Source organism: Pedobacter folensis, assembly GCF_056490665.1.
The window spans coordinates 1,099,775-1,113,378 of the sequence record NZ_JBWJIF010000003.1; the positions used below are offsets into that span (position 1 = coordinate 1,099,775).

Annotated in this window: 9 protein-coding genes; 5 read left to right on the forward strand and 4 right to left on the reverse strand. The window is 38.5% G+C overall.

Features of this window, described 5'->3' with window-relative positions; translation table 11 throughout:
• Positions 1-120 precede the first annotated feature (120 nt).
• A complete protein-coding gene (locus AC04QZ_RS19335) occupies positions 121-1,302 on the reverse strand; it encodes an AIR synthase related protein (protein WP_478359086.1) in 1,182 nt (393 codons plus the stop codon).
• 674 nt (positions 1,303-1,976) lie between these two features.
• Positions 1,977-4,151 carry a glutamine synthetase III family protein gene (locus tag AC04QZ_RS19340; RefSeq protein WP_478359087.1) on the reverse strand — a complete coding sequence of 725 codons (2,175 nt, stop codon included), beginning with the start codon at positions 4,149-4,151 and terminating at the stop codon, positions 1,977-1,979.
• A gap of 202 nt (positions 4,152-4,353) precedes the next feature.
• Here AC04QZ_RS19340 and AC04QZ_RS19345 point away from each other — a divergent pair, with 202 nt between their 5' ends.
• Together AC04QZ_RS19345 and AC04QZ_RS19350 are read left to right on the forward strand one after the other, a co-directional pair.
• Positions 4,354-5,202, forward strand: coding sequence for an energy transducer TonB (locus AC04QZ_RS19345; RefSeq protein WP_478359088.1), 849 nt, complete (start codon positions 4,354-4,356; stop codon positions 5,200-5,202).
• 11 nt (positions 5,203-5,213) lie between these two features.
• On the forward strand, positions 5,214-5,564 hold the full coding sequence (locus tag AC04QZ_RS19350) for an FEKKY domain-containing protein (RefSeq protein ID WP_086545556.1): 351 nt from the start codon (positions 5,214-5,216) through the stop codon (positions 5,562-5,564).
• Positions 5,565-6,368: 804 nt separating this feature from the next.
• Here AC04QZ_RS19350 and AC04QZ_RS19355 read toward each other — a convergent pair.
• Together AC04QZ_RS19355 and purL are read right to left on the reverse strand one after the other, a co-directional pair.
• A complete protein-coding gene (locus tag AC04QZ_RS19355) occupies positions 6,369-7,844 on the reverse strand; it encodes a TlpA family protein disulfide reductase (RefSeq protein ID WP_478359089.1) in 1,476 nt (491 codons plus the stop codon).
• 200 nt (positions 7,845-8,044) lie between these two features.
• Positions 8,045-11,707 carry a phosphoribosylformylglycinamidine synthase gene (gene purL, locus AC04QZ_RS19360; protein ID WP_478359091.1) on the reverse strand — a complete coding sequence of 1,221 codons (3,663 nt, stop codon included), beginning with the start codon at positions 11,705-11,707 and terminating at the stop codon, positions 8,045-8,047.
• Between the two features lie 264 nt (positions 11,708-11,971).
• Here purL and gloA2 point away from each other — a divergent pair, with 264 nt between their 5' ends.
• Genes gloA2 through AC04QZ_RS19375 form a run of 3 tightly spaced genes read left to right on the forward strand, consistent with a single transcriptional unit; the run spans position 11,972 to position 13,600 of the window.
• Entirely contained in the window at positions 11,972-12,355 is a 384-nt protein-coding gene (gene gloA2, locus AC04QZ_RS19365; RefSeq protein WP_478359153.1) for an SMU1112c/YaeR family gloxylase I-like metalloprotein, read from the forward strand.
• A 29-nt stretch (positions 12,356-12,384) separates the two neighbouring features.
• On the forward strand, positions 12,385-12,891 hold the full coding sequence (locus AC04QZ_RS19370) for a hypothetical protein (protein WP_478359092.1): 507 nt from the start codon (positions 12,385-12,387) through the stop codon (positions 12,889-12,891).
• A gap of 7 nt (positions 12,892-12,898) precedes the next feature.
• The gene (locus AC04QZ_RS19375; RefSeq protein WP_478359093.1) at positions 12,899-13,600 is read left to right on the forward strand and encodes a tRNA1(Val) (adenine(37)-N6)-methyltransferase; all 702 of its coding nucleotides are present in this window, start codon (positions 12,899-12,901) and stop codon (positions 13,598-13,600) included.
• Positions 13,601-13,604: the final 4 nt, after the last annotated feature.

Genomic DNA, 13,604 nt, shown 5'->3' on the forward strand with positions numbered 1-13,604 from the left:
GTTGTGCCAATAAAATTTAAGAATGTATCGATAAAGATATAATAGGATTTTGGAACATTATTGCAATAAAAAAAGCCGTGAAGAGCATCTCGACACGGCTTTTTGTTGTTTTTTTATTCCTTAATTATAAACAAAAGTTCCTTTTTCGCTTTCGATGGTTACCTGTTTCTGTTCGCCTTTTTCTACGCGACCAATAATCTGCGCATCGATATTGAAGCTTTTTGAAATTTCAATGATACTTTCAGCAATCTCCTGAGGCACATAAAGCTCCATGCGGTGCCCCATGTTAAATACTTTATACATTTCTTTCCAATCGGTACCCGATTGCTCCTGAATCAGTTTAAATAGGGTAGGGATTGGGAATAAGTTATTTTTGATGACATGGATATCATCGTTGATGAAATGTAATACCTTGGTTTGCGCACCACCACTGCAATGTACAATGCCATTAATCTGACTGCGGTAGTTTTCTAGAATCTTTTTAATTACAGGTGCATAAGTGCGGGTTGGCGATAACACCAGTTTTCCTACCGTCGTTTTGCCAAAACCTTCAATATCGATCTCTTCTGTTAATTGTTTCTTTCCGGAGAAAACCAGATCAAAAGGAACAGCCGGATCGAAACTTTCAGGGTAATTGTTGGCTACTGCTTTATCAAAAACATCATGACGCGCAGAGGTTAATCCGTTCGAACCCATACCGCCATTGTATTCTGTTTCGTAAGTAGCTTGTCCGGAAGAAGCTAGCGCCACAATTACGTCGCCAGGTTTAATATTATCGTTGCTGATGATGTCTTCGCGCTTTAAGCGGCAAGTTACCGTAGAATCAACGATAATCGTTCTTACCAGGTCGCCAACATCGGCAGTTTCGCCACCGGTTGAATAGATCGAGATACCCTGTTCGCGTAAATCGGCTAAAATTTCTTCTGTTCCGTTAATTACAGCAGCAATAACTTCACCCGGGATGAGGTTTTTATTTCTGCCAATGGTTGATGATAAGAGAATATTATCGGTAGCACCCACGCAGATTAAATCGTCGATATTCATGATGATGGCATCTTGTGCAATCCCTTTCCAAACCGAGATGTCTCCGGTTTCTTTCCAGTATACGTAAGCTAAAGAAGATTTGGTACCCGCGCCATCTGCATGCATGATATTACAGTATTCCTCATCACCACCTAAAATATCGGGGATGATTTTGCAGAATGCTTTTGGGAAAATTCCTTTATCGATGTTTTTGATGGCATTGTGCACATCTTCTTTTGAGGCGGAAACGCCGCGTTGATTGTACCTGTTATCACTCATGTTGGCGCAAAGATAGCGATTAGAGGTAAAAGGTGGAAGGTAAAAGGTAAAAGGTTTTAAATTGTTGTGCTAAAGATAAGTTTGGCGTGTGGCGTTTGGCGTTTTGCGGTGGGCCACCAGCTTTTATCAAATACCGATAATCAATGATTAATAAGGGCTGTTTTAAAGTTTATCTTTCTCCGTGAGTTGTCATTCTGTTAGCAATGAAGTATCTTTTTAAATAGAAATATATGAAATAGATCTCTCCGTTCCGCTATGCTCCAGTCGAGATGACGCCCTGGCTAGGATGGAAAATATATGAAATAAATTTCTCCATTCCGCTATGCTCCAGTCGAGATGACGCCCTGGCTAAGGTGGAAAATATTGGAAATGGATTTTTCCATTGCGTTACACTCCAGTCGAAAGGACGACCGTGGTGAGGATGACGGTCTAGGGAGATGCAAAGGAGGATCTTTTTAGCAGGGAAGACCCTGAAATAAATCCGATAGCTATCGGATAGGGTGACGACACGCTGGAATTACAGTTAACCAATTAACCGGTTAACCATTTCGCGGTACCAATAAACCAAATTAGCAGTTACTAATGAACGAATGGCAAATGAACTACTGAACTAACTAAAAAAAGGGCGTAAAGTTAAACCTTACGCCCCGTACTTAAACCTTACGGCTTAAAATCTATTTCATGAATAATAATTCTCTGAATTTTGGTAATGGCCAAACGCTATCGTCAACAATTTGCTCTAATTTATCAGCGTGGTAACGGATGGTATCGAAGTATGATTTAACTTTCTCATCGTAAGCAATCGCTTTCTCGCGGGTATCTTCGATTTTGTTGGTTAATTTACGTTCTTCTAACATCGCATCGATATTGGTTTTCACGATATCTAAATGCTCTGATAATTTTTTAACGATATCTAATGATGATTTGCTGTCAACACCAAGTTCTTTTAATCCTTTAACATTTTCAATTAAAGAGTTTTGGTAAGCAATTGCTGCAGGGATGATAGCGGTATTTGCTACTTCGCCCATTACACGTGCTTCGATCTGTAGTTTTTTATAGAAGTTTTCTAACATGATTTCATGACGGGCATGAATCTCACGTGCACTATAAATACCAGTTGAAGCAAATAACTCAGCAGATTTTTCAGTTAAATAAGCATCTAAAGCTTTTGGTGTAGTTTTGATGTTTGATAAACCGCGTGTTGCAGCTTCATCTTCCCACTCCTGGCTATAACCATTTCCTTCGAAACGGATATTTTTAGATTCTTTGATGTATTTTTTGATCACAGTTAATAAAGCGATGTCTTTTTTATCACCTTTTTTGATCAATTTATCAACCTCAGCTTTAAATTTAACCAATTGCTCGGCCATAATTGCGTTTAAGATCGTCATTGGAGCAGAAGAGTTTGCTGATGATCCAACAGCTCTCAACTCAAATTTGTTACCTGTAAATGCGAAAGGAGAAGTACGGTTACGGTCGGTGTTGTCTAATAGAATCTGAGGGATTTTAGGTATACCTAACCAAAGTGCGTTATCTTCTTTGATTTTTTTGCTGATACGTGAGTGCTCAATCTCGTCTAATACATCGTTCAATTGAGAACCTAAGAAGATAGAGATAATTGCAGGTGGTGCTTCGTTAGCACCTAAACGGTGATCGTTGCTTACTGATGCAATACTTGCACGTAATAAATCGGCATGCTCGCTAACGGCTTTAATTGTGTTTACAAAGAAAGCAAGGAACATTAAATTATTTTTAGGTGTTTTACCTGGTGCCAATAAGTTTTTACCAGTATCGGTAATTAACGACCAGTTGTTGTGTTTACCTGAACCGTTGATACCTGCATATGGTTTTTCGTGTAATAATACACGGAAGTGGTGACGACGGGCAACTTTCTCCATCAAATCCATCAACAACTGATTGTGATCGATCGCTAAGTTGATTTCTTCATAAATTGGCGCACACTCAAATTGAGAAGGTGCAACCTCATTGTGACGGGTTTTTAAAGGAATACCTAATTTTAAAGCTTCGTTTTCGAAATCTACCATGTAGCTGAATACGCGCTCAGGGATAGAACCGAAATAGTGATCTTCTAATTGCTGGCCTTTAGCAGACATGTGTCCGAATAAAGCACGGCCAGTTAATAATAAATCTGGACGGGCATTAAACAACGACTCGTCAACTAAGAAATATTCTTGCTCGATACCTAAAGATGCATTTACTTTAGTAATGCTTTTATCGAAATATTGACAAACATCAACAGCCGCTTTATCAAGCGAAGCTAATGCTTTTAATAATGGTGCTTTATAATCCAGGGCCTCACCGGTATAGGATACAAATACGGTAGGGATACAAAGTGTTTTACCTGCTTTGCTTTCCATAATAAATGCTGGAGAAGAAGGATCCCATGCTGTATAACCACGAGCCTCGAATGTGTTACGGATACCTCCGTTAGGGAAACTAGATGCATCTGGTTCTTGTTGAACTAAAGCGCTGCCGGCAAATTTTTCAATTGCACCTTCGCCGCTTGGCTCAAAAAATGAATCATGTTTTTCGGCAGTTGTGCCGGTTAATGGTTGGAACCAGTGTGTGTAGTGTGTTGCACCAGCTGCCATAGCCCAAGATTTCATTGCCGTCGCAATCTGATTAGCGTCTTCTGCGTTGATTAACTCACCCTGGTTAATGGATGATATTAATTTTTCATATACGTCCTTAGATAAGAAATCTCTCATTTTTCTCTTATCAAATACATTAGCGCCAAAAAAGTCAGAAATTTTTGCTGATGGTGATTTAACTTCTGGTGAAATTCTGTTTTGAGCCTCTTTTAATGCGATGGTTCTTAAGCTTTTCATTAATTTGTTATGTTTTTTGTCAAAAATAGTATATTTTATTAATTTTCGTAAAAGAATCGTATTATTTTTATGAATTTTATTGAAAATGAAATAAAAAAATGTTTTTCAGATGAAAAATTTCATTTTTTGTAAAGAAAATAGATTTTTCGAATGTTTTATGGAATTGAAGATTTAGCTGCATCATGCTATAAAAATAAAAGCTATGTTCAACTCTTCAATTAACGTATACAAAACCGAGTGGCTCGATCTTGTATTTGCAAACCGCAACAAAAATTATGGCGCTTATGATTTAAGATCTAAATCTTCGTCGATTATGACGAGGGCGCTTTTTGTATCCGGAAGCTTATTTATCCTCCTGTGTTTCTCTCCTTTAATTTATGCAAAGTTGTTTCCGAAAGAAGAGGTAACTGTAGAAATTGCAAGGCCTGTCGATTTAACAGATGTGATCCATCAGATGAAGCCTAAAACCCCTGAACCAGAGAAAAAGGTAGAACCTGCAAAAGCAGATCCGGTAAAGGTTAAAACGATAGCGCTTCCATCGCAGGTCGTAGTGGTTAATAAAGTAGATCTGCCTGATCCACCAACAATTAAAGAAATCCAGGATGCAGTGATTAGTGATAAAACCCAGGATGGAGTAGTTGCGCCTAATGCAGTTCTAACCGATAATAAGGGGAATGGTGATGGTTCAGGTGTAGCGAAGGATGGTGCAGGAACCGGCGATCCGAATGCAGTTATAGATCTGGGTGGAGTTGATGAGTACCCTGAATTTAATGGCGGTGCCAAGGCCTGGTCTAAATATATGGAACGTAATTTAAGATATCCATATCAGGCCCAGGAAGAAAATGTTCAAGGGAAAGTATTTGTGAGTTTCGTGGTAGAGAAAGATGGTTCTGTTACTGATGTTAAGGTGTTAAAGGGACTTGGTTTCGGCTGCGACGAAGAAGCCATTAAAGTGATTAAAAAATCGCCGCTATGGAAACCCGGTAAAAATAGAGGTGTACCAGTGCGGGTAAGGTATAATATGGCGATTAACTTTACCATTTCTAATTAAAATCTTCAAAAATGAAAAAGTCCTTTTTAATATTACTGTTTCTTTGCTTTGCCACGCTTCATTTAAATGCTAAAGTGATAAATCATGTAGATACTGCTAAAATATACAGCATTAAACTGGCCAATACCGATTTAAAGAACGGAAAAATTAAATTTCTAATCCGTGGAGGTATTGTATCTACATATGTTAAAGGACAGGAAATATTTGAAAAGAAGTATGGTGTAGATTATTATGATTTTGGGTGTGTAATGCCTTCAGGCCTTTCCATTGAAGATTATAATAAAGTAGTAGCTTCTTTTATGGATCGTAAATATGGAAGGGGTTGGCGCAAAGAAGTGAGGAAAGATGTGCAGGGGATTTGAGATGGAAGAGGGAGGTAAACCCGTTGCCCTGAACTTGTTTCAGTGGCTAACCTGAAGGAAAGATGCTGAATCAAGTTCAGCATAATGTTTAAATAATTTTTCTATTAATGCTCTTTTAGAAAAAATGTGAGGTTGGGTAAATTGAAACGGTTTGGGCGAAAGCTCAGGCCGTTTTTTGTTGTGTTAGCGGACTATTACTCTTTCCCCATTTTTAATCAATAGCGGAACGAAATCAATTTATAAAGCTGCTGCTAAGGGAAAATGTTTATTGTTTAATTTTGGAAAGCCAGAGCAGCACCTTTTTGTCATTGCCGTCCCGCGCTTTGTTTCAAATCCTCGCCCTCGTACCTCAGGCTGTGGGTTTTCCACTTCGGTCGGGTTTAGGTGGCAAGGATGGTGGTACGATTAATGGTTTATTGCAAGCGCAGAAACTGGCCTTATGCCGAAGAGCAGGCTTTTGATCAATAAACCCGACAGAGCGGTTAGCCCGCAGTGAAGCGCAGCGGAACGAGGACTATAAGCGATGGCGGGTGTACAGCAGCTATGGAAAGCGGAACGCTCATTTCATCATATAAATTATTTAGAAGCATAAAATTAAACCGTCATTTCGACTGAAGCTTGCCGGTTTCAACGGTAGCGAAATGCCTGCCCGTACAGGCGGGGAGAAATTTATCTCAACAGATCTTTCGACTGCGTTGCACCTCACTCGAGATGACGGCACGGTGAAGATATTTCGTTTGAGATAGAGGTCTGTAAACAAAAAATGGATAATGGTTTTTAATTCCATCATCCATTTTACAATTTCTACAATTTAAAAGTATTTAATTGTTTAATAAGCTCAATATCAGAAGGCCGTTTGGCGTTATTGTCTATAATTGCGCCATCAGGACCAATTAATATAAATCTTGGGATAGCGCTTATTCCAAATTTTTTAATAAAATCTGATTTAAAATCATTATCGGCCATCAGTTGAATACCTTTCAGGTTATTCTTTTCTACAAAATTTAACCATTCCTTTTTTTGTTGTTTGTTATCAACAGATATACTTACAAAATGAATGTTTTTATCTTTATAATACGTTTCTAATTTTTTTAGCGAGGGGATTTCTGCAACACATGGCGCGCACCACGTGGCCCAAACATCTATATAAACATATTTTCCCCTCAAGCTTTTCAAACTAACCATTTTTCCTTCGGGAGTAGGGTAGTTGAAATCCGGAGCTATTGCCTTTGCTAAAGTTGTAACTAAATTTTGAAAGGTTGTTTTGACTTCTGTTTTATACCTTTCATTTTTAGAATTGTCGATAAAAGATTGATATATCTTTGTAATTTCAGCTGGTACTTTAGCTCTTTTTATGGCACCAATCGTATAGTTGAAAGTAAAATCTTCTCTAATTCTACTATTGGTGATGAGATTTTTTGCAATGTTAAGCCTAACGATGTCGTCATTCTTTAATGAATCTCTTAATTTTTGATTTTCTGGAAGATAAGTCAGGTAATCTATGCGATAACCAATCAAGGTTTTATAATAACTTGAATTTTTGTACAATATCTCGTTGTTTATGTCCCATCCTTCATAAATGCTCTTATTTAATGATTCTTTTTCTTCAGGTGTAAGTTTTTTAGAAAACTGCGCTTGATAGGCAGCCATAAGCTCCTTTTTGTAATGTTCTTTGCGATCTGCAACCGGAATGGATAAGATTTTTCTTAAAGCATCCATTTTAGATGAATCCAGTCCATAAAAGCGGGCGTAAGCAGATAAACAAAACCGTTTACCGAACTCGGCCTCTTGTTTTATGAAATTTTTTAAAAAGGCATTTGATGATTGTGCTGATTTTGAATTTACGATTTTTACATAATTATCAAGCACAGGAATAAAAAAAGCAGGTTCAGTTAGAAGGTAATTAAATTTAACACCGTAGCCAGGGTTTCCCAAAAAATTCTCCAGTAGCTTCTTGTTTTCATTTAAAAGATCACTTTCTGTTTTGCCATCCCCGGTAATGATATATTGCCCGCTATTGAAGCTAACACTTGTTTTGTAATCTGGTTGAATAAAAATTTCGCCCATTTCGCCAAAAGAATAAATTCCTTTTTCGAGTTTGCTGATATCTATTTCAAATCGACCACTCTTATCGCCTTTAACTTTTAAATTGATGCCCGAGTTATTGCTTAAAGTCCAAATTGTATCTTTTAAAAAGGAAATTTTACCACTGAGCTGTGCATTTACGTTGAAGGTAAACAACAGTAAAAAGAGCAAGAATAAGTTTTTAAGATTTTTCATAACTAAAATTTTAGTTAAATATATAAAACTAAAATTTTAGTTGATAGTGTTTTGCCTTTATTTTTATAAAAAGAAACATTTGTCCTTCGACAGGCTCAGGATGACAATGCAATATGCGGATCGGAATGACGGAAGTCTGTAAACAAAAAATGGATGATGGTTTTAATCCCATCATCCATTTTACATCTTCCATCAGTTTCTTATCCTTTATTTTCAATCCACTTGCGTGCATTTACAAAGGCTTCCATCCATGGTGAAACTTCGTCTTTACGTCCTTGCGGGTAATTTGCCCAGTGCCATTGGAACAATGAACGCTCAATGTGCGGCATCATTACCAGGTGGCGACCACTTTCATCGCATAACATTGCGGTATTGTAATCAGATCCATTCGGACTGGCCGGGTAAGTTTCGTAAGCATATTTCGCTACGATTTTATATTTATCTTCTGCGTATGGTAATGAGAATCTGCCTTCACCGTGTGATACCCAAACCCCTAAAGTGCTTCCGGCCAGGGTAGATAACATCACTGAATTATTTTCCTGTAAGGTTAATGAAGTGAAAATACTTTCGTGTTTACCACTTTTATTGTGCAGCATTTTTGGTTTTTCTTCGTGGTCTTTGTTAATTAAGCCCAGCTCTACAAACAACTGGCAACCATTACAAACGCCAACCGATAAAGTATCAGGACGGGCAAAGAATTTCTCTAAAGCTACCCTTGCTTTTTCGTTGTATAAAAATGCACCTGCCCAACCTTTGGCTGATCCTAAAACATCAGAGTTAGAGAAACCACCTACTGCACCGATAAACTGAATGTCTTCTAAAGTTTCTCTTCCGGTAATTAAATCGGTCATGTGTACATCTTTCACATCAAAACCTGCCAGGTACATGGCATTGGCCAGTTCGCGTTCAGAGTTACTTCCTTTTTCGCGGATAATGGCTGCCTTTGGACGCGGTTTAGTTGCGTCAATTACAGGTTTCTTTCCGTCAAATTGTAATGGGAAAGTGTAATTTAAAACATGGTTTTTATAATTATCGTAACGTTCTTTTGCCAGGCCATTACCGGTTTGTTTGTTATCTAACAGGTACGAAGTTTTAAACCAAACATCACGTAAGTGATCGATGTCGAAACTATAGTGATCTGCGGCATTTTTGACGTCCAGTTTAGCTGAAGCATTTACTTCTCCGATTTTGTGGAAAGCAACGCCGGCCTGTGCAAAAGTATCTTCAACTGAAGCATCAGCCTGGAAAACGATACCAATGTTCTCTGCAAATAATACTTTAATGCTATCAGCCTCTGCTAATGAAGACAAATCGATCGAAGCGCCTAAATCGCGGTCAGCAAAACACATTTCCAGCAAGGTTGTAATTAAACCACCGCTGCCAATATCGTGACCAGCCTGGATCTTATCCGCTTTAATTAACTGTTGTAGTGTATTGAAGGCTGTTTTAAATTGATCAGCTTCTTTTACATCAGGGGTTTCCGTACCGATTTTGTTTAAAATCTGCGCGAAAGATGAACCACCTAATTTATAAGTATCTTTTGATAGGTTAATGTAATAAATCGAACCGCCATTTTTTTGAAGGACAGGTTCAACTACTTTGGTAATATCATCGCAATTTGCTCCTGCAGAAATAATCACCGTTCCAGGTGCAATCACATCACCATCTTTGTATTTCTGCTTCATCGATAATGAATCCTTTCCGGTTGGGATGTTGATTCCTAAATCGATCGCAAAATCAGAACAGGCTTTTACTGCTGCATATAAACGGGCATCTTCACCTTCGTTTTTACAAGCCCACATCCAGTTGGCAGAAAGTGAAACACTTTTTAAACCATCTTTTAAAGGAGCCCAAACAATATTCGATAGCGATTCGGCAATGGCATTGCGGCTACCAGCAGCAGGATCAATTAGCGCCGAAAGTGGTGCATGGCCAACTGAAGTGGCAATACCTTCTTTACCCTGAAAATCTAAAGCCATTACACCACAGTTATTTAATGGCAATTGTAACGGACCTGCACATTGCTGTTTGGCTACACGGCCACCCACACAACGATCTACTTTATTGGTTAACCAATCTTTCGATGCCACTGCTTCTAATTGAAGCACTTGCTCTAAATAGGTATTTAATTCAGCTTTATTATATTCAATAGCTTCGTATTTGCGATCGATGGTTTGATCGTCCATTACAATTTTTGGTGAGCTGCCAAACATGGCGGCCAACTCAAAATCCATTGGTTTTACACCTGTTGTTGCAGATTTAAAGGTAAAACGGTGATCGCCGGTTACTTTACCTACGGTATACATTGGTGAACGTTCGCGGTCGGCTATTTTTTGTAAGGTTTCGATGTGCTCGTTGCCGATAACCAATCCCATTCTTTCCTGCGATTCGTTACCGATAATTTCTTTGGCCGAAAGGGTAGGGTCGCCAACTGGCAGTTTATCTAAGTCGATTAAACCACCGGTTTCTTCAACCAGTTCTGATAAACAGTTTAAGTGTCCGCCTGCACCATGATCGTGGATCGAGATAATCGAATTGTGATCGCTTTCTACCATACCACGTACTGCATTGGCTGCACGTTTTTGCATTTCGGGATTTGATCGCTGAATCGCGTTTAATTCAATTCCGCTTCCGTGCTGACCGGTATCTGCAGACGAAACTGCTGCACCGCCCATCCCGATTCTATAATTTTCGCCACCGAGGATAACGATATTATCGCCTTCTTTTGGTTTAAGTTTTTGTGCCTGGCTGGCTTTACCGTAACCGATACCACCTGCAAGCATAATTACCTTATCGAAACCTAATTTTCTGCTGTCTTCTTCATGTTCGAATGTTAAAACCGAACCGGTAATCAGTGGTTGCCCGAATTTATTTCCAAAATCTGTAGCGCCATTTGATGCTTTGATCAGGATATCCATTGGGGTTTGGTATAACCATTGTCTTTCTTCTACACCTTTTTCCCATGGGCGGTTATCTTCCAAACGCGAAAGCGCAGTCATATAAACGGCAGTTCCGGCTAAAGGCAATGAACCTTGTCCGCCTGCTAAACGGTCTCTGATTTCACCTCCCGAACCTGTTGCTGCACCGTTAAAAGGTTCAACTGTGGTAGGGAAATTATGGGTTTCGGCTTTTAAGGAGATGACTGATTCGAAATCGCTTGTCGTGTAATAATCAGGTTCATCCGCACGTTTAGGTGCAAATTGCTGCACTTTAGGGCCTTTAATAAAAGCTACGTTATCTTTATAGGCCGAAACAATATCGTTAGGGTTTTCTTCTGATGTCTTGCGGATCAGCTTAAATAAAGAAGTAGGCTGCTCTACACCATCGATTACGAACTTGCCGTTAAAAATTTTATGACGGCAGTGTTCCGAATTTACCTGAGAGAAACCAAAAACTTCAGAATCGGTTAAAGGTCTTTCTAATTTTTGCGCTAAAGTATTTAAATAACCAACTTCTTCATCACTTAAAGAAAGCCCTTCCTGTTTATTGTAAGCTGCAATGTCGGTGATTTCTAAAATCGGCTCAGGCTTGATATTGATGGTATATACCTCCTGATCAAGCTTGTTGTATTTTTGAGAAAGCATCGGGTCAAAATCAGCAAAGTTTTCATCAACCTGCTTAAATTCTTCAATCCTGATGATCCCCTGCATGTCCATGTTTTGGGTAATCTCTACGGCATTGGTACTCCATGGAGTAATCATTGCTGCTCTTGGTCCAACGAAAAAGCCTGTTAAAGCTGTTTCTTGCGAGATTTTGGCACCGCCAAATAACCATTCAAGTTTAGTAATATCAGTGGTAGAAAGCGCTTTGTCTGTTTGTAAAACAAAAATCGCCTGCGATTGACTAAGGAAGAAATGAATCATGCTTTTTTTTTGAAGTTGCAAAAATAGCGTTTAAAATTTAAAAAGCTTATTGAAGCGCACAATATAATTGCGCTTTTATTACTTTTGACGTTAATGTTGCTCGCCGATCGTCATTTCGGGCGGAGTGCAAGGCAGCCGAAAGATCTATCCAGGTAGATCTCTGCATTGCACTGCATTGCACTGCGTTGCAGTCGAGATGATGTTTTTTTTAAAGTCTGCCAATCGTAGCGTAATAGCAATACAAAATCTATAAAAATCAAATCTATCTTCAATAAAATTCATCATATCGCCATTATCTGTTCAGATTACGAAAAGTCGAAAGATTTTTATGTAAATAAACTCGGTTTTACTATATTGGCTGAGGTTTACCGCACTGAGCGGAAATCATATAAGTTAGATCTGGCCGTAAATGGTTTATATCAGATCGAGCTTTTTTCTTTTGAAAATCCTCCTGCACGCCCCTCACGTCCGGAGGCGCAGGGTTTGCGTCATTTAGCTTTCGAAGTTGAGGATATAGAAAAAGAGATTTTGCGTTTAAATAATCACGGCATCATCACCGAACCCATTCGTATTGATGAGTTTACCGATAAACGTTTTACCTTTTTTGCTGACCCAGATGGCCTGCCTTTAGAGCTCTACGAAAATTAGAATTTAAATAATTAAAATTAACACTCAAAATGAAAAGAACGCTGTTGTGCTGTACATTAATTTATGTCTCGCTAAATCTTCATGCCCAATCTCAAATTAAATACACAGCGAAAGTGGAAGCTGGGTATCAATTTCATCTAGCCATGTTTCTTAAAGATTCACCCGCTGATGAAGTACAGTATTATTGGTGGGATGGATTACAAGATGGAATAGACGTAAGCTTTGTTAACGGTATAAGTCTCAGGAATAATCTTCGGTTTGGTGTAGGTATTTCTTATTTGAATTATAAACAAGGTAATGGTTATGCTATTTTTGGCGACATGGAGTTTGTAGCTACAAGAAACAAGGTTTCGCCTGTGATTAATTTGAAAATTGGAAAAAGTTACGTTAATAATATTGCCGATAATAATTTTATTGATATTAGCGGTGGGGTGGAACATAAAGTTGGGAAGAAACTAAGTTTGCAATATAAAACGGGATTAAGATTTGTACATAACTCCATGTTTCTCCCAATAAGGATAGGGGTAAGGTTTTAACATTTATATGAGTATTTTCAAATTCAAACAATTTGAAGTCGACCAAAAGGGTTGCGCCATGAGGATTAATACCGATGGCGTTTTAATTGCCGCGATGGCCAATCAGGAAGAACCTAAAAACATCCTGGATATTGGAACAGGTACTGGTGTGATTGCATTGATGCTGGCTCAGCGTTTTCCAGACGCAAATATACATGCTGTAGAAATTGATGAACAGGCTGCAGGAACTGCTAAACGGAATTTCCAGTCGTCAGTTTTCAGTGACCGGTTAAGTATTAGCAACGTAGCTATCGAACAGTTTAGCCATTCAGCGAAATTTGATCTGATCGTTTCTAATCCGCCTTTTTTTGTGAATGATTTAAAAAGTAAACAAGAAAATAAAAGTGTTGCCAGGCATACTAACGAACAGTTTTTTGATGATTTAATCAGAAAAGTAAACGAATTGCTAAGTGCGACTGGTACTTTTTGGTTTGTTCTTCCCATAAAACAAACCGAGCAGTTAATTAATAGTGGTACTCAATTTGGTTTATATCCAAACAAACAAATCAGCTTGCATTCTGACCAAACCAAGCCCGAATTTAGGAGAATTGTGGGTTTAAGTAGGAACAATGCAGGGTTGAATAGAACGCAATTCTACATTTACCAGGCCGAAAAGGTTTATACGCAAGCCTATCGAGATTTACTGAAGCCTTACTTTTTAGGGTATTAGTTAA